Genomic DNA, 19,683 nt, shown 5'->3' with positions numbered 1-19,683 from the left:
TCGATCATCGTCCGGTGGCTCCGCCGGCCTCGTCGAGCAGTCGTGGGTCGAGCGGGTCGACCGAACGGCCGGTCAGGCGGTGGGCCGCCTCGACGACCTCGTCGAGGCGATGAACGAGGGCGCCGCGCCCGGTCGGCGTGCGGAGGTGCAGTGCCATCGCTCCCGGCGGTGCCTCCACCCGCAGGCCGTGGCCGCCCAGGAGGGTCGTGGCCGCGCGGGCGAGGTCGCTGCGGGCTCGGCGCCGTCCCGCGAGCGAGTCCGGGGCGCCCGCTGCGAACCAGTCCTCGCGTGCGCTCGGGGCGCGGCACTGTGCACACATGGTCACTCCTTGCGTGGTCGCTCCTGCCGAAAACGTTTGCGAAGCAAGCTTAGACAGCTCTGCACCCCGGAGCGAGGCCGAGCGCGTGGGCGGTGCACGCCGTCGTCGCGGGGCTCATCGCCGCTGCAGGTGAGCGGGCAGGCGGAACTCGCCGGTGCGGAACGGCCCGCCGTTGATGATGACCTGCCGCCCGTCCTGGACCTGGTAGATCAGCTGCGGCTGGGCCAGCGACGGGTCACCGTGCTCGTCGACGCCGAGCGCGACCTGGCCGGGGGTGTCGAAGTTGTAGGTGCCGTTGACCCCGCGGTACGGCTCGGCACGCAGGTGGGTGGCGATCGCGTCGGCGTCGCTCAGGTCGCCGCACGCGCTCCAGGCCCGGGCGATGCGCTGCATGCGGTCGTAGGCGAGGCCGGCGTGGGAACGGCCCGGGGCGGCGCCGAAGCGGTCGGTGTAGCGGCGGGCGAAGGCGCGCCCGGGACGATCGGAGTAGGTACCGGTCGTGGTGGCCCAGACGACGCCCTCGGCGAGGCGCCCGAGCCGGTGGCGGAAGGCGGGGACCGACGGGGCGTAGATCGAGTAGGGGAGCGCGGGGGCGCCCCGCTCGTGCAGGGCGGTCACGGCCCGGACCGCGTCGTCGACGAAGAAGCTCCCGATCATGACCGCCGCGGCCGGTTCCCGAACGGCCGCACCCATGGCCCGGGCCCAGCCGTCACCATCGCCTGCCCGGCCGACCGGCACGACGTCGAGCGACCATCCCTGCCGGTCGGCGACCGTCCGGGCGCGGTCGATCCCGAAGTCGACGCCGTGCCACGGCCGCACGACGATCACCAGCCGGTCGGACGCGATTCCCCAGTGACCCTGTTCCCGTACGGAGGTCATGAAGGACACGAACCGTGAGGCGTACTCCGTGTCGCTGGCGCAGACCTGGAAGACCCGGCCGAACCGGCCGAGGTCGTCGCGGACCATCTGCTCCATGGCGCCGCTGGTCGCGGCATGCAGGTAGGGCACGCCCGTGGTCGCCGCGGTCTCGTGTCCGATCTCCTGGGCGGCGAGGTAGCCCGAGGTCAGGATGTCGACGCCGCCGCGAGCCAGTGACTCGAAGGCCGTCCGGACCGACGTGGAGCTGGTCACCTCGACGTCGCGGACCGCGGCCCGGACCCGGCGACCGCGGACCCCGCCGGCGGCGTTGATCTCCTCGATCGCCAGCTGAAGACCATTGATCATCTCCCGCCCGTCGTCACTGCCCGTGCCCGTCAGCGGCAGCGCGGCACCGACGACGAGCTCGCGGCGCGGTTCCGGCCGGCGGGGACGGGGCACCTCGCGCCGGGGCTCGCCCGAGGGAGCGGCCGCGTCGGAGGACGCGGCGGCGAGGAGCCGGCCCACCGACAGGCCCGCGTAGTGCTCCGCCGAGCCCGGCAGCGGGACGCACAACAGGCCGGTGTCCAGCGCGCGTGTGGCGGCAGCCGTGCGGGTCGGGGTCCCCAGCTTCTGCATCAGGTGGGTGACGTGGGTGGCGGCCGTGCGCTGGGTGATGCCGAGCTCGCCGGCGACCTCGGCGTTGGAGAGGCCGACGACGAGCATCGTCAGCACCTCCAGCTCGCGCGTCGACAGCCCGCCCGGGAGCTGCTCGACGGGATCACCGCTCAGCTCGACGTGGTCGAAGCCGAGCTCGGCGCGGGCGGTGAGGGAGACCCGGCACAACCGGGCGGACCGTGGTGCCCGCCAGTGGAACCGGCACTCCCGCAGGTCGGTGTGCCGCATGGCGGACGCGATGCGGTGCAGCTGCGGCGGCACGTCGGAGTGGGTGCCGCGGTCGGTCAGCCCCAACCGTCCGTCGGGGCGCACCTGCACGGTGAAGGCCGCGCCCGACCACGTCGATCGGGAGCCACCCGGTGTCGTCATCGAGGTACCTCCTCCCCGGCACGGGGCCGCGTCGCGCCCACGAGCATGCCGTACGGATGCGCATCCGGCGATGGTCGAACGCGGCCCGGTCCGGGGGCGCGCCCGGCGACGCTACGTACATCTGACGATGGCGGGCGCCTCGGCCGTTCCTAGCTTCGCTCCGAACCGACCGGGCTCACCGGCGAGCGGTCGCGCCGCCACCGGAGCCGTGCCCGGCCGGACCGACACACCGAGGATCGGAGATTGTCATGGGACATCTGCAACTGCCCCCGGGGAAGAAGATCGCGGTCAATCTCGGCACCGACTTCGACTCGCAGTGCCTCTGGCTCGGGGCGTTCAACCGACCCACCCCGTCGTCCATGTCGCGCGGGGAGTTCGGCGCCGAGGTCGGCGTGCCGCGTCTGCTGTCGCTCTACAAGCGCTACGACGTCCGCACGACCTGGTTCACCCCGGGCCACACGGTCGACACGTTCCCCGAGTGGTGCAAGAAGGTGCTCGACGACGGCCACGAGTTCGGCCATCACGGCTACTACCACGAGAACCCGACGCTGATCTCCGGTGAGACCGAGCGGCGCCTGGTCGACCTGGCCTTCTCGACGTTCAAGAACGTGCTGGGCATCCGGCCCGTCGGCTACCGTTCCCCGTACTGGGACTACAGCGAGTCCACCCTGGACATCCTGGAGGACTCCGGGCTGATCTACGACACCAGCCTGATGGGCCGGGACTTCCACCCCTACCACCCGCAGCGCTGGCAGGTGCGCTGGGAGCAGGGCAACGTCGCCGGCCGCGCGAGCCGGATCCTCGAGGTCCCGGTGAGCTGGTACCTCGACGACTTCCCGCCGCTGGCCTACACCGGCAGCTCGATCGGCATGCAGGACTCGGACACGATCTACCGGCGCTGGAAGGACATCTTCGACTACGCGTACCGCAACGAGACCAACCCGGTCTTCGCGACGTGCGTCCACCCGCAGATCATCGGCCAGGCGCACCACATGCTCTGGTACGAGAAGCTGGTCGACTACATCAGCGGGCACGAGGGCGTCTGGTTCGCCACGATCGAGGAGATCGCGCGCGCCTGGGTCGACGACGAGACCGACGAGGCGAAGTTCGCCCTCCCCGACGTGCGCGGCGTCGAGCCCGCGCCGGCGGACTCCGGCTGGGCCTGACCCCGGCACGCATGCCCCAGCACGCACGCCCGAGCACACGCGCTCAGGACGCACCCTCGATGAGGAGAGGCATGACCACGCTCCCGTCCGATTCCCTTCCCCTGCCGGGACTGCACGGTGAGGTCGAGGTGCTCCTCGACCGCTGGGGCGTTCCGCACATCTACGCCACGACCCGGCACGACGCCTATGTGGCGCAAGGCTTCCAGGCCGCCCGCGACCGGCTGTTCCAGATCGACCTGTGGCGTCGGCGCGGTCTGGGCCGGCTGTCGGAGGTCTTCGGCAGCCGGTTCCTGGCCCAGGACCGGGCGACCCGGTTGTTCCTCTACCGCGGCGACATGCGGGCCGAGTGGCTCGCCTACGGCACTGCTGTCCGGGACGTCGTCACCGCGTTCGTGGCCGGGGTCAACGCCTACGTCGACTGGGCGCTGCAGGCGCCCGAGGAGCGGCTCCCGCCGGAGTTCGCCGCTCTCGGCCACGAGCCGGCGCGCTGGGAGCCCGAGGACGTGGTCCGCATCCGCACCCACGGCCTGCTCTACAACGCCGAGCAGGAGCTCGCGCGGGCGCTCACCGTCCGTGACCTCGGTGTCGCCGCCGAGGAGCTACGCTCGGTGCGGGACCCGCACACCGACCTCGCCGTGCCCGACCCCGCGGCGCTGAGCCACCTCACCGAGGACGTGCTCGACGTCTACCGGCTGGCCTTCGCCCCCGCCGACTTCACCGGCCTGCCCGGGGCGTCCGCGACGTCGGCGATCCCGACCGGCAGCAACAACTGGGTCGTGTCGCCGCAGCGGTCGGCCACCGGCCGCCCGGTGCTGGCCAACGACCCGCACCGGGCGGTCACGGTGCCGTCGCTGCGCTACCTGACCCACCTCGAGGCACCCGGGATGAGCGTGATCGGGGCGGGGGAGCCGAACCTGCCGGGGGTCTCGATCGGCCACAACGGACGGGTCGCATTCGGACTGACGATCTGGCCGATCGACCACGAGGACCTCTACGTCTACGAGCTCCACCCCGACGACGACGGCCGGTACCGCCACCGTGGTGCATGGGAGCAGTTCAGCGTCGTCGAGGAGAAGACCGCGGTCGCGGGCGCCGGCGAGGAGACCCTGCGGCTCACCTACTCGCGACACGGGCCGGTGGTGCACCTCGACACCGACGCCCGCGTGGCGGTGGCCGTGCGTGCGGTCTGGCTCGAACCGGGCATGGCGCCCTACCTGGCGAGCCTGGAGTACCAGGACGCCGACGACGCCGCCGAGTTCCGCCGGGCCCTGCGCCGGTGGGGAGCGCCCGGGGTGAACCAGGTGTTCGCCACCGCGGACGGGACGATCGGCTGGCAGGGTTGCGGTCTGGTGCCGCGCCGGCCCGGCTGGGACGGCGCCCTGCCGGTGCCCGGTGACGGCCGCTTCGAGTGGGACGGGTTCGCCCAGCTCGACGAGCTCCCCGGCCTCACCGACCCGGAGTCGGGCTGGTTCTCGACCTCGAACGAGGAGAACCTGCCGCCCGGCTTCGACGACGACGCGCTGACGATCACCACCGACTGGTACTCGTCCGCGCGGCACGAACGCCTCACCGGCTGGCTCGACGGCGACGGCCCCGTCGACGTCGCGAGCAGCGTCCGGATGCAGGGCGACGCCGTGAACGTGCACGGCAGGCGGCTGCTCGACCGGCTGAGCCCGATCACCGGGCCGGTGCGGCACGAGCAGGAGTGGGCGGCGCTGCAGGAGTGGGACGGCGTCGAGACGACCGGGTCCCGGCCCGCCCTGATCTTCCAGGTGTGGGTCCGGCGGCACCTGCGTCCGTGGCTGGTCGACCGGTGCCTGGAGCGGCTCGGGGTCGACGCGGAACGGGCGAAGGCGGCCCGGCACCGGCTGATCCGCGCCGACACCCTGTTCTCCGACCTGCGCCCGGACCTCCGCATGATCGACATGTTCGACCCGGCCGACCCGGGCGATGCCGAGCTGCTCCGCGCCGGCATCGGCGACACCCTCGGGGAGGCGCTGACCGAGCTCGCCGGCCTGCTCGGCGGCGACCCGGCGACGTGGACCTGGGGAGCGCTGCACCGCACCGAGCTGCGGCACACGGTCTTCTCCCACGACCCCTCGGCCCCGGACGCGTGGCGTTCGCTGCCGTCGGTGCCGCGGGCCGGTAGCGGGGACACCGTCGGGCTCTCCGGGCACGACCCGTCGTTCAACGCCGTGATGGGCAGCAGCTTCCGGATCGCCGTCGACGTGGGGGAGTGGGACGCGACCCTGGTCCTCAACTCGCCCGGCCAGTCGGGGGACCCGCGATCGGTGCACTACGCCGACCAGCTCGATCTCTGGGCCGAGGGCGCGGCGTTCCCGCTGGCCTACACCCGGGCCGCGGTCGAGGCGGCTGCCGAGAGCCGCCTGCGGCTGACCCCGACCCGCTCCACTCCGTCCTCAGTCACGTGACCGGGGTGCCGGTGACGGGCGGCAGCCGTAGCGTCTCGCTGCGCTCACTGCCCGGGACCGCCGAGTACACGAGGAGGAATAGTGACCGCTGATCCGCCGTCAGGTTCGTGGCCCCGTCGCCAGCACCTCGCGGACGGCGCGGATCGCGGGGGTGTCGTCGTCGGCTCGCCAGGCGGCGACCAGTTCGACGGGTTTGCCGCGGAGCCCGGCCATCGGCCGTAACACGACGCCGTCGAGTCCGAGTGCCGTGGCCGCCTGGGGGACCAGCGCGAGCCCCAGCCCGGCGCGCACCAGAGCCAGGATCGTGTGTACCTGGCTGAGGTGGTGGACGTAGTGCGGGGCGATACCGGCACTGCGGAACTCTCCGACGAGGACCTCGTGGAAGTACCGGGCTTCGGTCGGGGAGTACATCACGAACGGTAGGCCGTCCAGGTCACGCAGGTGGAGCGGCCGATCGGGGTCGGCCAGCGGGTGGTCGACGGGCACGGCCGCGAGCAACGCCTCCCGGTGCAGGAGGTGTCCATGGAGACCGGCAGGGATCGGCGGGCGGACGAGGGCGAGATCGAGTTCCCCGGAACGGAGCTCGTCGAGCTGCGTTCCGGAGACCCGTTCGCGCAGCACGAGGTCGACACCCGGTAGCTGCGTCCGGACGGCACCCACCACGGCGTCGAGCACGGAGTGGGCCGCCGAGGCCGTGAAACCCAGCGCCACCGTGCCGACCTCCCCGGTCGGCACCCGCCGGACGTCGAGGACGGCCCGGGTGGACATCCCGAGGATGCGTCGTGCGTCCGACAGGAAGGCGTTCCCCGCCGCGGTCATCCGCACCGTCCGCCCGGTCCGGTCGAACAGCTCGACCCCCAGCTCGCGTTCCAGTAGCTGGATCCGTCGGGTCAGTGGCGGCTGGGTCATGGAGAGGCGCTCCGCGGCCCGGCCGAAGTGGAGTGTCTCGGCGACCGCGACGAAGCTCTCGAGCTGGCTGAGCGTGAACACCGATCCAGGTTAGGCATCGGTCAATGCGAAACGGGTGTTGGACGGGTATCACTCCTGCTTTCTAGGGTCGTTGCCGTCACCGACCGTCCAGGAGGAACCCGTTCATGCCCGCCATCGCTCCCACCGAGCTTGCGCAGCGTCTCGGCTCGGGGCTGTTGTCCTTCCCCGTCACGCACTTCACCCGTGATCTCGAGTTCGACGAGACCGCATACCGGGACAACGTCGTCCGCCTCGGCGAGTACGACGTGGCCGGGCTGTTCGCCGCCGGTGGTACGGGGGAGTTCTTCTCGCTGACCCCGGGCGAGGTGGGCGCGGTCGTCCGTGCCGCGGTCGAGAGCGCCCCCGCCGGCACCCCGATCCTGGCCCCGGCCGGGCACGGGACCGCGCAGGCGATCGGGTTCGCCCGGGACGCCGAGGCCGCGGGTGCCGACGGGCTGCTGCTCTTCCCGCCCTACCTCACCGAGGCCTCGACCGACGGACTCGTCTCGCACGTCCGCGCGGTCTGCGCATCCACCTCGCTCGGCGTGGTGCTCTACAGCCGGGCGAACGCCGTGTACACCGCGGAGGCGCTGGCCGAGCTCACCGACACGTGCCCGAACCTGATCGGCTTCAAGGACGGCGTCGGCGACCTCGAGTCCATCACCCGGATCCACTCCCGGCTCGGTGACCGCCTGATCTACATCGGCGGGCTGCCGACCGCGGAGACCTTCGCGCTGCCGTATCTGGAGCTGGGGGTCACGACCTACAGCTCGGCGATCTTCAATTTCCTGCCCGAGTTCGCGCTGGCCTTCTACGCCGCGGTCCGGGCCGGCGACCGGGCCACCGTCCGCCGGTGGCTCGACGAGGTGGTGCTGCCCTACACCGCCATTCGTGACCGCAAGGCCGGTTACGCGGTGAGCATCGTGAAGGCCGGGATGGAGCTGGCCGGGCACCCGGCCGGGCCGGTCCGCCCGCCGTTGACCGACCTCGACGAGCACGAGCGGGCGATGCTGGCCGAGGTCGTCGCGGTGTCCCGATCCGTCGCCGCCTGAACCGGCCCACCCACCCGAGACGACGAGGAAGGAGTCGGTCGTGTCCACACCCACCCGCACCGGCCCGACCGGAGCCATGGTCATCGGTGCCGCGCCGGTGACCGGTACCGGCGACGAGGTCCGCTCCACCGATCCCCGGACCGGTACCGCGCTGGAGCCCGGCTGGCCCGCGGCGTCGGCCGGGCAGCTCGACCGGGCCTGCGCACTGGCCGCCGAGGCGTTCCCGGTCTACCGGGAGACGTCACCGGACCGGCGGGCCCGGTTCCTCGAGCGGATCGCCACCCTGCTCGACGAGCGCGTCGACCTGCTGGTCGAACGAGCACATGCGGAGACGGCGCTGCCCCGCCCGCGGCTCACCGGAGAGGTCGGCCGCACCAGCGGCCAGCTTCGGCTGTTCGCCGAGGAACTGCGGACCGGCACCTGGCAGGGCGCCCGGATCGACCCCGCCCGGCCCGCCCGGACCCCGTCACCCCGTGCGGACATCCGGCAGCGCCGGATCCCGCTCGGCCCGGTCGCGGTGTTCGGGGCGAGCAACTTCCCGTTCGCGTTCTCGACGGCGGGCGGGGACACCGCGTCCGCGCTGGCCGCCGGGTGCCCGGTCGTGGTCAAGGCCCACCAGGCCCACCTCGGCACGGCCGAGCTGGTGGCCCGTACCGTCGCCGAGGCGGCGGTGGACACCGGCATGCCGGCGGGTGTGTTCGCCCAGGTGGTCGGGGCCGGCAACGAGATCGGCACCCGGCTCGTCTCCGATCCCCGTATCCGGGCGGTCGGGTTCACCGGCTCCCGGACCGGCGGCCTCGCGATCGCCGCGGCGGCTGCCGCCCGGCCGGTGCCGATCCCGGTGTACGCCGAGATGAGCAGCATCAACCCGGTGCTGCTGCTGCCGGACGCGCTGGCCGACCGCGGCGCCGAGCTCGGCACCGCCTTCGTCGGATCGCTCACCCTCGGGGCCGGCCAGTTCTGCACCAACCCCGGCCTGCTGCTGGCCGTCGACGGCCCCGGGCTCGACGCGTTCGTCACGGCGGCCACGGAGGCGGTGCGGGGGGACGCCGGCGCCACCATGCTCACGACCGGGATCGCCGGACACTACGCGGCCGCCGGAGACGCGCTGGCCGCACGTCCCGGGGTGTCCGAGCTGGCCCACGGCGCCCGCGCCGGGGAGGCCGCGGCCGGATCGGCGCGACTGCTCTCGGTCCCGGCGGAGCGCTTCCTCGCCGATCCGCAGCTGCAGTCCGAGGTCTTCGGGGCCACGTCGCTGCTGGTCCGGTGCGCCGATCTCGGCGAGCTGACGGCGGCGGTCGCCGTGCTGGAGGGTCAGCTGACCGCGACCGTGCACGCCGGCGACGCCGACCACGACGCGGCCCGGCGGTTGCTGCCGCTGCTGGAGGAACGGGCCGGGCGCATCCTGTTCGACGGTTGGCCGACCGGGGTCGAGGTCGGGCACGCCATGGTGCACGGAGGGCCCTTCCCGGCCACCACGGACCCGCGCAGCACCTCGGTGGGGACCCTCGCGATCGAACGGTTCCTCCGGCCGGTGGCCTACCAGGACGTACCGCAGGCCCTGCTGCCCGCGGAGCTCGCCGACGCCGACCCGCACCGGGTGTGGCGGCGGACCGACGGCCGACCCGGCCGCGGACCGGTCACCGGCTGAGCGACACGGGCCGGTCCGGCACCGCGACCGCCCGGACCGGCCCGACCCCCGAATTCTCGCGGCCCCGACCGCACCCTTCCAACGCTGTGAGGAACGCATGACACCGTCCCCGCCGTCGCGGTCCCGTCCGATCCGACCCGGCAACGGCACGCCCCGGCCCGCCGCCCGCCGTCCAGAGAGGAGCCTCCGTGGTGGCCAGTCCTGACGTCACGCAGAAGGACCGCGGCCGTCCCGCCGTTGCGGCCGGCCCTGCCGCCGAGCGACCCGTCCGCCGCCGGGGGCCCCGGCGCGACTCGGTCACCGCGGCGGTCAAGGCCGTCGTCGGCGTCCTCGGCCTGTTCGCGGTGTGGGAGCTCGTCGTCGCCCTCGCCGACCCGCCGGAGTACCTGCTGGTCGGCCCGATCTCGGCGTTCGTCGAGCTGGCCGAGCGGCCGGGCTACTTCGCCGAGAACACGTTCATCACGCTGCAGGAGGCGCTCGCGGGGTTCGCGCTCGGCACGGCACTCGGTGTGCTGTGCGGCGCCGCGCTGCACTACTCGACGACGATCCGGAGTTTCCTGTACCCGGCGCTCATCGCCATCGACACCATCCCGAAGGTGGCGCTGGCGCCACTGTTCATCGTGTGGTTCGGCTTCGGCTTCGAGTCGAAGGCGTTCGTGGCGATGGCCATCGCCTTCTTCCCGCTCGTGATCAACACCTACGACGGGCTCGGCTCGGTCCCGCACGAGCTGCAGGAGCTGGCCCGGATCAACAAGGCCTCGGCGTGGAAGCGGATGGCTAAGATCGAGTTCATCTACGCGATCCCGTCGATCCTCTCCGGCGCGAAGATCTCGATCTCGCTCGCGGTCGGTGGTGCCGTCGTCGGTGAGTTCATCGCCGGCTCGAAGGGGCTCGGGTACGTGATCATGCTGGCGAACAGCCAGGTCGACCTCCCGTCGATGTTCGCGGCGTTCATCGTGCTCGCGGCGATCGCGCTGGCGCTGTTCTTCCTGGTCGACCTCGCCGGGCGCAAGCTCGTCCCGTGGAAGCAGCACACCAGGTGAGGGCCGGGAACCGGGTCCGCCGGTCCGTCGTCGCGCTCGGGGCGGTCGTCGTCCTGCTGGCGCTGACCGCGTGCGGCAGCGGCAGCGGTCGCGAACGGATGTCGCTGATGCTCGACGTCGGCTGGCTGCCCAAGCACGCACTGTTCATCTCGGCCGTCGAGCGGGGCTTCTTCGAGGCCGAGGGCATCGACCTGGAGGTCATGCCCGGCTCCGGCTCCACCAACACCGTGACCTCGGTGGACGTCGGCCGGGTGGACGCCGGGTGGGCCGACTACGGTGCGACCATTGTCAGCCAGGGCCGCGGTGCGGCCGTCAAGCAGGTCAACCAGGTGCAGGCCCGGTCGGCCTACGCCGTCGTCGCGCTCGCCGGCACCGGCATCGACGGCTGGGAGGACCTGCCGGGCAAGACCGTGGCGACCGAGGGCGCCGGCGCGATGACCGCCATGTGGCCGCTCGCACTGAGCAGGCTCGGGCTCTCCGAGAACGACGTGAACGTCGTGCACGCCACCAGCGCAGCCAAGATCCCCGGGCTGCTGGCCGGACAGTGGGACGCCAACCTCGCGCTCTACGTGTCCGACCAGCCCGCGATCGACGCGCTGGACCGGCAGGCCACCGTCCTGAAGTGGTCGGACCTGGGCATCGACCTCTACGGCAACGGGATCGTGTTCTCCGACGAGAAGCTGCGCACGAACCCGGAGCAGGTGAAGCGGTTCAACCGGGCGATGCAGAAGGGCTACCTCTGGGCCTGCGAGAACCCGCGGGAGGCCGCGCAGGACTTCCAGAAGGAGGTCAGCGGGTTCGAGGAGCGCACGATCGTCCTCGCCGTCGACGAGCAGTGCGCGCTCAACTGGGGCCCGGGCGCCGCGGCGGAGGACTTCGGCGTGATGGACGCCGCGAGCGTCCAGCACATGATCGACGTCGCGCACCGCTTCCTGGGCCTGGATCCCCAGGCCCGCCTCACGCCGGCTGACGTGTACAGCAACGATTACCTCACCCCGCTGCACCGCGGCGAGATCATCCAGGCGCCGTGACGGCCGGACGGAGAGTCACATGAACAACGAGTACGCCATCTCGGTCAACAACGTCGGCAAGACCTACCGGTCCCGCGACGGAGCGGACAACACCGTCCTGAGCGGACTCGACTTCCACGTGAGGCCGGGGCAGTTCGTCTCGATCGTCGGGCAGTCCGGCAGCGGGAAGACGACCCTGCTCAAGACGATCTCGGGCCTGCAGGACCCGACCGAGGGCGAGATCCTGGTGAAGGGCAGGCCCATCCGGGAGGGACTCGAGGACATCGCGATGGTGTTCCAGAGCCCGGTGCTGTTGCCCTGGCGCAACAACCTCGACAACGTGCTGTTGCCGCTGGAGTTCCGGGGCACCCGCACCGAGGAGGCGACGCGGTACGCCCGCGAGCTCCTGGAGATGGTGGGCCTGGGGGACCGGGCGACACGTTACTCGTACGAGCTCAGCGGGGGTATGCAGCAGCGGGTCGCGATCTGCCGGGCGTTGGTGACCCACCCCGAGCTGTTGCTCATGGACGAGCCGTTCGGTGCGCTGGACGCCATGACCCGCGACTCGATGAACATCGAGATCCAGCGGATCTGGCGGAACACCGGCTGCAGCGTCCTGTTCGTCACCCACAGCATCCCCGAGGCGGTGTGGCTCGCCGACCGCGTCGTCGTGGTGGGGGACCGGCCGGGCCGCATCGTCGCCGACGTCGAGATCGACCTGCCGCGTCCCCGCGGCAAGGAGCACCGCTTCTCCCCGGCGTTCTCCGAGCACGCGACCGAGGTCGAGTCGTACATCGGCGTCACCGCCGGCATCAGCTGACCCCACCCCCGGAGGAAACCATGTTGCACCTCACCGCGGACGCCACACAGGTCGAGCAGCGCTACGGACTCGACGCCCGCCGGAGCCTGCTGTTCTCCGCGATCCGTCTCGACTCCTACCCGCTCGTCGCCCCACTGATCGCGGAACGCGACGGGGAGCAGGTCCTGCTCGTGCGCCAGCAGGAGCAGGGCAACGCGCTCTCGGCGGGCGTGCCGAAGGAACGGATCCGGTTCTACGCCCCGTGGGTGACGATCGACCCCCGGGTCGTCGCGGACACCCCGGCGGCGGCCTCGCTGGCCGGTCTGGTCGAGGAACTGGCCGGCGACGGCCGGGTGCACCTCGCCGCCGACGTCGCGCTGGCCCACCATCACGCACTCACCGGGACGGGGACGCTCGAGGTGTCCGCCGACGATCGGGACCCGGTCCCGGTGGTCGCGCACGAGATCGACACGGCCGAGGTGCTGGCCCGGTTCGCCGGGTGGCGTGCCGAGGGCGTCGGGGTCGCCCGGCGGTTGATCGAGAGCGTCGAGCACCTCGACGGGCTGGCGGACGAGCTGACCGCCACCGTGGACACCCGGTTCACGGCCCTGACCGCGCTGGCCCGCGAACGCGGGCTGGACGCCGTGCTGCTCGCCGCCGAGCCCGACTACACGGAGGCGACCGGCCGGGCCGGGCCGGGCGGCGCCGTCGCGGTGTGGCTGCCCGCGACGGAGCGGCTCCTCGTGCTCGCACCGGAGGGCGGTCCGGGCCTCCCCGGGACCGTGGTCGGGGCGTACCCGTCGGTCGGCGCCGCCGTCGTCGCGCTGGGCCCCGGACCGCGTGTCGGCGTCGAGGAGGAGTTCGTCGGGATCGGACTGGCCCGCGAGCTGGAGCACGCCGGCGCGGAACCGGTCGGGGTCTCGGCCGATCTCGGTCACTGGCGCGACGTGCGCGACCACGAGGACCTGGCGTTCCAGCTGATCGCCGCGCGGACCAGCGTGTTCGCGATCGAGGCCGCACTGGCATGGGCCGAGCAGGGCATCGACGACGGCCGCCGGTTCACCGAGCTCGACATCCACGCGGTGTACCTGGAGAAGATCGCCGAGTTCCGGGCCGCGAACGGGATCCCGTTCGGCATCGAGCCGTACTTCACGAACCTGCACTCGTCGAACCGGATGCTGTTCCCCGGCCCGCCGGTGGACTTCCCGATCGACTCCACGACGACCTGCATCCAGCTCGACGCCGGCGTGCGGGTCGTCGTCGACGGCGTCACCGTCGCCACATCGGACATGGCCCGCTCGCTGCCGCGTACCGACGCGGCGCGGGAGGCGTACGCGTTCTTCTTCGACGTCGTGCGGGAGGGCATCATCGGCCAGCTGCGGCCCGGCGCCGTCTGTGAGGACGTGCACGACGGGACGTTGCGTTACCTGGCGCCGCACCTCGACCGGATGCGTGCCATCGGGATGCTCGGTACCGAGGTCGACTTCGACACCGAGTACCGCAAGCGCAACGTCGGGCACCTCATGGGTAAGCAGGAGTCGTTCGCCAACGAGCTGCGCCCGGGATACAAGCACGTTCTGCAGGTCGGTTCGTACGGTGCCGCCGAGATCCCGTGGCGCTACGACGATGTCGCGATCGGTACCGAGGATCTCTGGTACATCGGCCGGGAGCGGACCTACGTCGTGAGCAAGCGATGAGCACCCGTGTCACGGGTGTGCACGGTCGGCTCGCCGAGCTGTCCCTGGACCTGCCACTGCTCGGTCCGCCCAGGTGCGCCTACGAGCCCGCCGTGCGCGCAGGGAACCTGCTCCACGTCTCCGGTCAGATCTCCCGCGCGGCCACGGGGGAGGTCCTCGGGGGACGGCTGGGCGAGGACGCGGACGTCGCCGACGGTGTCGCCGCGGCCCGGATCAGCGCGCTCAACCTGCTGGCACGCATCGACGGGGCGATCGGGCTCGACAACGTGGCACAGGTGGTCAAGCTCAACGCCTGGGTGGCGAGTGCGAAGAACGCCCACGGTCAGCCCGAAGTGGCCGACGGGGCCTCGCGGCTGCTGCTCGACGTCCTCGGCGACGCGGGTCGGCACGCCCGTACGGCGCTCGCGGCGCACGTGTTGCCGCAGGGCGCCCTCGTGGAGGTCGACGCGATCGTGGCGGTACGGCCCTGAGCGCCGGGAGCGGTCGGCACTCGACCGTGGACGTGCGGGTCGCGCCGTTGCGGTGTCAGGCCACCATCGACGCGGTCATCCCGGAGAAGTAGGGGACCAGCCAGATCGCCCACACCGCGACGCTGTAGCGGTGGAACCGAGCCCGCTCGGCGGGCCGGGCGCGGACCATGACGAAGACCGCCCAGAGCAGGTGCGCGGCCATGAGGATCAACGCGATCAGCCCGGTCGTCGACATGATCGTCTGGAGGACCGCACCGAGCCCGGGCGGCGGCGGGGGCTGGGTCGCGGCGATCCGGGCCATCACCGCGGTCCCGGCGATGTCGAAGGCGAGGCCCGCGCCGAAGGCACCGACGTGCCACCACCGCAGCACACCGACGCGGCGCTCGGCCCACACACCCAGTGTGTAGAACACGAGCGCCGCGGTGATCAGAACGATGGCCGATACGAGCATCAGGACTCCTTCGGGGTGGGCCGGCCGGGTCGCCGGTGGGACGGTGTCCAGGCTCGCCGCGTCGACGCCCCGCGACATCGACCCGAGGAACGCACGTGCGCGGCCGCGAGGTGGCCGTCGGCCTCCACCTTTCGGCTGATGGGGGCCCGCCACCCGCGGGCGACAATGGACGGGTGCGCGTTCATCGCTGGTCGTCCTGGATCCGCGCGCTCGCCGTCGGGCTCGACCTGCTGTTCGCCGGGTTGGTGGTGCTCGCCGTCGCGGGCGCGCTCGGTCGGCCGACGTCGAGCACGGTGGTCGCTGTCGTGGCCGGGGCCGGACTGCTCGTGGTCTACGCGTCGGGCCGGGTGACGGTCCGGGTCCACGAGCGCTCGATCACCGAGCCCCGCGGGGCCTGGTGGCCCGACAGCGCGTGGATCGCAGCCCTGGTGGTGCTCTGGTGTGTGCTGTTGCTCGTCAGCCCGACGGCGCTCTGGGTCGCGTTCCCGCTCTTCCTGCTGCAGATGCACGTGCTCGGCCCGCACCGCGGACCGGTCGCCGTGGCGGTGACGACGGCGATCGTCGTCGTCGATGGTGTCACCGTCGTCGCACCACCGGGTGCTCCGCCGCTCGGGTTCGTCCTCGGGCCGATGCTGGGGGCCGCCGTCGCGGTCGGTGTGGTGCTCGGCTTCGAGGCCCTGGTGCGGGAGTCGGCCGAGCGCCAGGCCACGGTCGACGAGCTGCTCGAGGCCCGGGAGCTGCTCGCCGACGCCGAGGGTGAACGCCTGGTGCACGAGGAGCGCGAGCGCCTCGCCCGCGAGATCCACGACACCCTGGCCCAGGGCTTCTCGGCCATCGAACTGCTGCTGCGCGCCGCCGGGACATCGCTGGCCCGCGACGACGCGGAGCGCGCGGCCGGGCACATCGAGCGGGCTCGCGAGCTGGCCGGGCACAGCCTCGACGAGGCACGCCGGTTCGTCCGCGCGCTGGCACCCCCGGACCTGGACGACGCGACGCTCGTCGGTGCGCTGGAACGCGTGGCACGGCGCTACCGCGCCCGGGACCTCGACGTGGTCGTCCGCACCGAGGGCCTGCCCCGCCCGTTGCCGGTTCCGGTGGAGACCGCACTGCTGCGGATCGCCCAGTCCGCGCTGGCGAACGTCGACCGGCACGCCGGCGCGGGGCACGCCGAGTTCGTCGTGGACTACACCCGCGACGACGTCGTGCTCGACGTCATCGACGACGGTGCCGGTTTCGACCCGACGGCCGTGACGCCGTCCGGCTCACCGGGCGGGTTCGGCCTGCCCACGATGCGCTCCCGGGCCCGTGAACTCGGCGGGTCGCTCGCCCTGGAGTCCTCGCCCGGTGAGGGGACGGTGCTGACCGTGACCATGCCGACCGCCGGCCCGACCCCGGAGCACCAATGATCGACATCGTCCTGACCGACGACCATCCCGTCGTCCGCGCCGGCATCCGGGCCGTCGTCGAGACCGAGCCGGACATGCACGTCGTGCGCGAGTGCGCGACGACCGACGAACTGGTCTCCTGGATCACCACGGGTGGCCGGGCCGACGTCGTGCTCCTGGACCTGCGGTTCGGCAGCGCCCAGCGCGGTGGGGTCGACGCCACCCGCGACCTCGTGGCCGCGGGTGGGCCGCCGATCCTGATCCTGACCACCTACGACACCGACGGCGACATCCTCGCCGCCGTCGAGGCGGGGGCGACCGGCTACCTGCTCAAGGACGCCCCGACCGAGGAACTGACGGCGGCGATCCGCGCGGCCGCCGCCGGCGAGACCACCCTCGGGCCGACGATCCAGCAGCGACTGCTCACCCGCCTGCGCCGGCCCGACACCTCGCTGACCCTGCGCGAGCTCGACGTCCTCCGCCTGGTGTCCGACGGACGCTCGAACGATGCGATCGCCCGCGAGCTGTCACTCTCCCGTGCCACGGTCAAGTCCCACCTCGCCCACGTCTACAACAAGCTCGGCGTGCAGTCCCGCACCGCGGCGCTCTCGGTGGCGCGGGGGCGAGGGATCCTCTGACACCGACGAGTGACTAGTGGGCGCCGGTCGGACGCGTCCGTTCCATCCATGCCGCGAGCTGCGCGCGCCGGCCGAACCCGAGCTTGGTCAGCACCCGGCTGACGTGCCCCTCCACGGTCCGGTGCGAGATGACGAGCCGGTCGGCGATCTCGCGGTTGGTCATGCCCCGGGCGACGTAGCCGGCGATCTCGTACTCGCGGGCGGTGAGGTACTCGTCGGCGGCGTGGAGGGGTTCGGGGGCCTCGGCGAGGGCGTAGTCACCGATGTCGCCCGCGCTCATCGTGGCGCCGTGCTGGAAGGCGGTGTCGAAGATCGGGCTGCCGAGGGTGTCGCGGGCCTGCTGCTCGTAGCCCTGGCGGCGGGCCTGCCAGTCGGGTGACCCGTAGAGCTGGTTGCCGAACGAGCCCCAGCGCGCGGAGGCCGCGCCGAGCAGCACGGCGCAACGCTCGTAGCGGCCGTCCGCGGCGGCGGTCCAGGCGGCGAGGTCGAGCGAGAGCGACAGGCCGATGGTGTCCTCGAACCGGGAGGTCGCCGTGAGCGCCTCGCGGGCGAGCCGGCGGGCCCGGTCGACGTCGTGGCTGAGCAGCGCGATGAAGCCGAGCCCGTCGAGGGCGTAGGACCGGATCCACGTCTCGTCGGCGGCGCCGCTGCGCTCGTGGACGGCCGTGAGGCGGTCGCGTGCGCCGTCGAGGTTGCCGCAGGAGATGCGCAGCAGGCCGATCTGGACGTCCAGGGCGGCGACCAGGATGTCCGCCGCCGCGCCAGCGGCCCGGTAGAGGGTGTCGGCCTCGTTGAACAGCCGGGTGGCGGCGGCGAACTCGTCGCTGAAGAAGGCGGTCAGCCCCGCGGCGTGCGCCCCGAACGCGATGGTCAGCGGGTCGCCCACCTCGTCGGCGAGCGCGCGGCCCTCCTTCACCAGGACCGCGGCGGCCGGCTGGTCGCCCTGCAGCGCCGCCACGAACGCGGCGGTGAGCAAGGCGGCGGCGCGCTGCGGGCCGGGGTCCGGAGCCGCGGCGAGCGCCCGGGTCAGCCACCGGCGGTGCTCGGTCATCGACAGCGAGACCGACCACTGGAACCACGGCCTGCTGACCAGGCGCAACGCCGCGACCGGGTCGCCGTCGGGGGCCAGCGCGTGGGTCAGCGCCGAGCGCAGGTCCGCCTGCTCGAGCTTCATGCGGCGCACCCACCGGGCCTGGTCGGGCCCGTACCACCCGTCGGCGAGCGCGTCGTGCACCGCGAGCCGGTAGGCGAGGTGGCGCGCGGCGAGCGTCCGGCCGGCCGCCTCGTCCAGGGTCTCCCGGCCGAACTCGCGGATGGTCTCGAGCATCCGGAACCGGACGTGGCCGTCCTGGTCGTCCTCGTCGCGGATCAGGATGGACTTGGTCGTCAGCCCGGACACCGCGTCGAGCAGCTCGGTCGAGGCCACGCCGTCGGGGAAGGTGTCGTCCCGGGCGCACACGGCGTCGAGCGCGTCCAGGTCGAACGACCCCGGGAAGACGGTCGCGTGACTCCACAGTGTCCGTTCGGTCGTCGTGCACAGCTCGTGGCTCCAGGTCACCGTCGCCAGGAGCGTGCGGTGCCGGGCGGGCCCGGCCCGGTCGCCACCGGTGAGGACGGCGAACCGGTCGGCGAGGCGGGACAGCAGCTGGCGCAGCGAGAGCACCCGCAGCCGCACCGCGGCGAGCTCCATCGCGAGCGGGATCCCGTCGAGGCGCCGGCACAGCTCGACGACGTCGGGCAGCGTCGTGTCGTCGAGCACGAACCCGGACAGCACCGAGCCGGCCCGGTCGACGAACAGGGCGATCGCGGGATGGCGCAGCGCCTCCGCGGCACTGTCCGGGACCGCGTCGGGAACACCCAGCGGCGCGACCGGCAGCACGTGCTCGCCTGCCATGCCGATGGGCTGGCGGGTCGTCAGGAGCACCCGCAGGGCCGGGGCCGCCCGCAGCAGCGGGTGCAGGATCGCCGCCAGCCCGTCGAGCAGGTGCTCGGCGTCGTCGAGCACGAGCAGCACCGACCGGCGTTCGAGGTGCTCGACGAGCGCCTGCAGCGACGACCCGCTGGTGGCCTCGCCGGCGGAGAGGCCGAACCCGTCGAGCAGGGCATGCGGGACCAGCTCCGGGTCCCGCAGCGACGCGAGCTCGATGGTCCGCACGCCGTCCTGGAAGACGGTCGTGGCGTCGGCGGCGGCCCGCCGGGCCAGCCGGGACTTGCCGACCCCGCCGGGGCCGACCAGCGAGACGAGCCGGTGGCGGTGGACCGCGTGCAGGATCTCGCCCAGTTCCTCCTCGCGCCCCACGAACGAGGTCAGCTCGCCCGACACCCGCGCGCCGGACGCCGCCGGGCGGGTCACCGTCGGCACCGGCCGGGACCGGACGGCCCGCACGCGTTCCTTCAACGCCGTGAGCGAGTGCGGCCAGCCGATCCGACGGGCGATCTCGGGTGCGGACAGTCCGGGGTCGACGGTGAGCAGGTCGCGGATCTCGGCGGTGAAGTCGTCGAGCCCGCTCCTGCGGGCCGGTGCGGGCCCGCGGCTCGGCGGGCTGTCCGACTGCAGCGCACGCCGGACGGTGTTGCGCGAGATCTTCTTGTCGCGGGCGATCGCCTTGATCGCCGCACCGGCGGCGTGGCGCGCCCGGATGTCGAGCCAGGTGTCGGTGTCCACGATCCGTCCTCCCGCGTCGCCATCGACGCTCCGC

16 protein-coding genes are annotated in these 19,683 nt (G+C 72.8%); 11 read left to right on the top strand and 5 right to left on the bottom strand.

Going from position 1 to position 19,683, the window contains the following annotated elements:
• Positions 1–4: 4 nt before the first annotated feature.
• Together BM093_RS25670 and BM093_RS25665 are read right to left on the bottom strand one after the other, a co-directional pair.
• Positions 5–319 carry a hypothetical protein gene (locus BM093_RS25670; RefSeq protein WP_093351024.1) on the bottom strand — a complete coding sequence of 105 codons (315 nt, stop codon included), beginning with the start codon at positions 317–319 and terminating at the stop codon, positions 5–7.
• A 114-nt stretch (positions 320–433) separates the two neighbouring features.
• Positions 434–2,221 (bottom strand): ABC transporter substrate-binding protein, encoded by a 1,788-nt coding sequence (locus tag BM093_RS25665; RefSeq protein WP_093351021.1) that lies wholly within the window; start codon positions 2,219–2,221, stop codon positions 434–436.
• A 248-nt stretch (positions 2,222–2,469) separates the two neighbouring features.
• Between BM093_RS25665 and BM093_RS25660 the strand changes: the two genes are divergently transcribed.
• A complete protein-coding gene (locus BM093_RS25660) occupies positions 2,470–3,387 on the top strand; it encodes a polysaccharide deacetylase family protein (RefSeq protein ID WP_093351018.1) in 918 nt (305 codons plus the stop codon).
• Between the two features lie 71 nt (positions 3,388–3,458).
• Positions 3,459–5,819 carry a penicillin acylase family protein gene (locus BM093_RS25655; protein WP_093351015.1) on the top strand — a complete coding sequence of 787 codons (2,361 nt, stop codon included), beginning with the start codon at positions 3,459–3,461 and terminating at the stop codon, positions 5,817–5,819.
• A 99-nt stretch (positions 5,820–5,918) separates the two neighbouring features.
• On the opposite strand, the gene BM093_RS25650 is transcribed toward BM093_RS25655, so the two are convergent.
• Positions 5,919–6,809, bottom strand: a complete 891-nt coding sequence (locus BM093_RS25650) for a LysR family transcriptional regulator (protein ID WP_093351012.1) — start codon at positions 6,807–6,809, stop codon at positions 5,919–5,921.
• Between the two features lie 104 nt (positions 6,810–6,913).
• Between BM093_RS25650 and kdgD the strand changes: the two genes are divergently transcribed.
• From kdgD to BM093_RS25615, 7 genes are all read left to right on the top strand, one after another.
• Positions 6,914–7,840 (top strand): 5-dehydro-4-deoxyglucarate dehydratase, encoded by a 927-nt coding sequence (gene kdgD / locus BM093_RS25645; protein ID WP_093351009.1) that lies wholly within the window; start codon positions 6,914–6,916, stop codon positions 7,838–7,840.
• 40 nt (positions 7,841–7,880) lie between these two features.
• Positions 7,881–9,491: an aldehyde dehydrogenase (NADP(+)) gene (locus tag BM093_RS25640; RefSeq protein WP_245773800.1), complete on the top strand. Its 1,611-nt coding sequence runs from the start codon at positions 7,881–7,883 to the stop codon at positions 9,489–9,491.
• Between the two features lie 191 nt (positions 9,492–9,682).
• Positions 9,683–10,534 carry an ABC transporter permease gene (locus tag BM093_RS25635; protein WP_093351161.1) on the top strand — a complete coding sequence of 284 codons (852 nt, stop codon included), beginning with the start codon at positions 9,683–9,685 and terminating at the stop codon, positions 10,532–10,534.
• Complete coding sequence (locus BM093_RS25630; protein WP_245773799.1) at positions 10,531–11,565, top strand: ABC transporter substrate-binding protein; 1,035 nt, start codon at positions 10,531–10,533, stop codon at positions 11,563–11,565. The genes BM093_RS25635 and BM093_RS25630 overlap by 4 nt, the downstream gene beginning before the upstream one ends.
• A gap of 19 nt (positions 11,566–11,584) precedes the next feature.
• Positions 11,585–12,364 (top strand): ABC transporter ATP-binding protein, encoded by a 780-nt coding sequence (locus BM093_RS25625; protein ID WP_093351006.1) that lies wholly within the window; start codon positions 11,585–11,587, stop codon positions 12,362–12,364.
• A gap of 20 nt (positions 12,365–12,384) precedes the next feature.
• Entirely contained in the window at positions 12,385–14,040 is a 1,656-nt protein-coding gene (locus tag BM093_RS25620; protein ID WP_093351003.1) for a M24 family metallopeptidase, read from the top strand.
• A complete protein-coding gene (locus BM093_RS25615) occupies positions 14,037–14,510 on the top strand; it encodes a RidA family protein (protein WP_093351000.1) in 474 nt (157 codons plus the stop codon). Before BM093_RS25620 ends, BM093_RS25615 begins: the two co-directional genes overlap by 4 nt.
• 55 nt (positions 14,511–14,565) lie before the next feature.
• On the opposite strand, the gene BM093_RS25610 is transcribed toward BM093_RS25615, so the two are convergent.
• On the bottom strand, positions 14,566–14,961 hold the full coding sequence (locus tag BM093_RS25610) for an HsmA family protein (RefSeq protein WP_093351152.1): 396 nt from the start codon (positions 14,959–14,961) through the stop codon (positions 14,566–14,568).
• A gap of 173 nt (positions 14,962–15,134) precedes the next feature.
• On the opposite strand from BM093_RS25610, the gene BM093_RS25605 reads away from it, so the two are divergent.
• Together BM093_RS25605 and BM093_RS25600 are read left to right on the top strand one after the other, a co-directional pair.
• Positions 15,135–16,367, top strand: coding sequence for a sensor histidine kinase (locus BM093_RS25605; protein WP_093350997.1), 1,233 nt, complete (start codon positions 15,135–15,137; stop codon positions 16,365–16,367).
• A complete protein-coding gene (locus BM093_RS25600) occupies positions 16,364–16,984 on the top strand; it encodes a LuxR C-terminal-related transcriptional regulator (protein WP_093350994.1) in 621 nt (206 codons plus the stop codon). Before BM093_RS25605 ends, BM093_RS25600 begins: the two co-directional genes overlap by 4 nt.
• A gap of 13 nt (positions 16,985–16,997) precedes the next feature.
• On the opposite strand, the gene BM093_RS25595 is transcribed toward BM093_RS25600, so the two are convergent.
• Positions 16,998–19,649 carry an ATP-binding protein gene (locus BM093_RS25595; RefSeq protein WP_093350991.1) on the bottom strand — a complete coding sequence of 884 codons (2,652 nt, stop codon included), beginning with the start codon at positions 19,647–19,649 and terminating at the stop codon, positions 16,998–17,000.
• Positions 19,650–19,683: the final 34 nt, after the last annotated feature.

Source organism: Pseudonocardia ammonioxydans (assembly GCF_900115005.1).
Classification (GTDB): domain Bacteria; phylum Actinomycetota; class Actinomycetes; order Mycobacteriales; family Pseudonocardiaceae; genus Pseudonocardia; species Pseudonocardia ammonioxydans.
This window is presented reverse-complemented; position numbering and strand designations above follow the sequence as displayed.

Coding starts and splice junctions, on each gene's coding strand:
- BM093_RS25660 (WP_093351018.1), top strand. CDS start 2,470: ATGGGACATCTGCAACTGCCCCCGGGGAAGAAGATCGCGGTCAATCTC.
- BM093_RS25600 (WP_093350994.1), top strand. CDS start 16,364: ATGATCGACATCGTCCTGACCGACGACCATCCCGTCGTCCGCGCCGGC.
- kdgD (WP_093351009.1), top strand. CDS start 6,914: ATGCCCGCCATCGCTCCCACCGAGCTTGCGCAGCGTCTCGGCTCGGGG.
- BM093_RS25615 (WP_093351000.1), top strand. CDS start 14,037: ATGAGCACCCGTGTCACGGGTGTGCACGGTCGGCTCGCCGAGCTGTCC.
- BM093_RS25665 (WP_093351021.1), bottom strand. CDS start 2,221: ATGACGACACCGGGTGGCTCCCGATCGACGTGGTCGGGCGCGGCCTTC.
- BM093_RS25625 (WP_093351006.1), top strand. CDS start 11,585: ATGAACAACGAGTACGCCATCTCGGTCAACAACGTCGGCAAGACCTAC.
- BM093_RS25610 (WP_093351152.1), bottom strand. CDS start 14,961: ATGCTCGTATCGGCCATCGTTCTGATCACCGCGGCGCTCGTGTTCTAC.
- BM093_RS25670 (WP_093351024.1), bottom strand. CDS start 319: ATGTGTGCACAGTGCCGCGCCCCGAGCGCACGCGAGGACTGGTTCGCA.
- BM093_RS25620 (WP_093351003.1), top strand. CDS start 12,385: ATGTTGCACCTCACCGCGGACGCCACACAGGTCGAGCAGCGCTACGGA.
- BM093_RS25655 (WP_093351015.1), top strand. CDS start 3,459: ATGACCACGCTCCCGTCCGATTCCCTTCCCCTGCCGGGACTGCACGGT.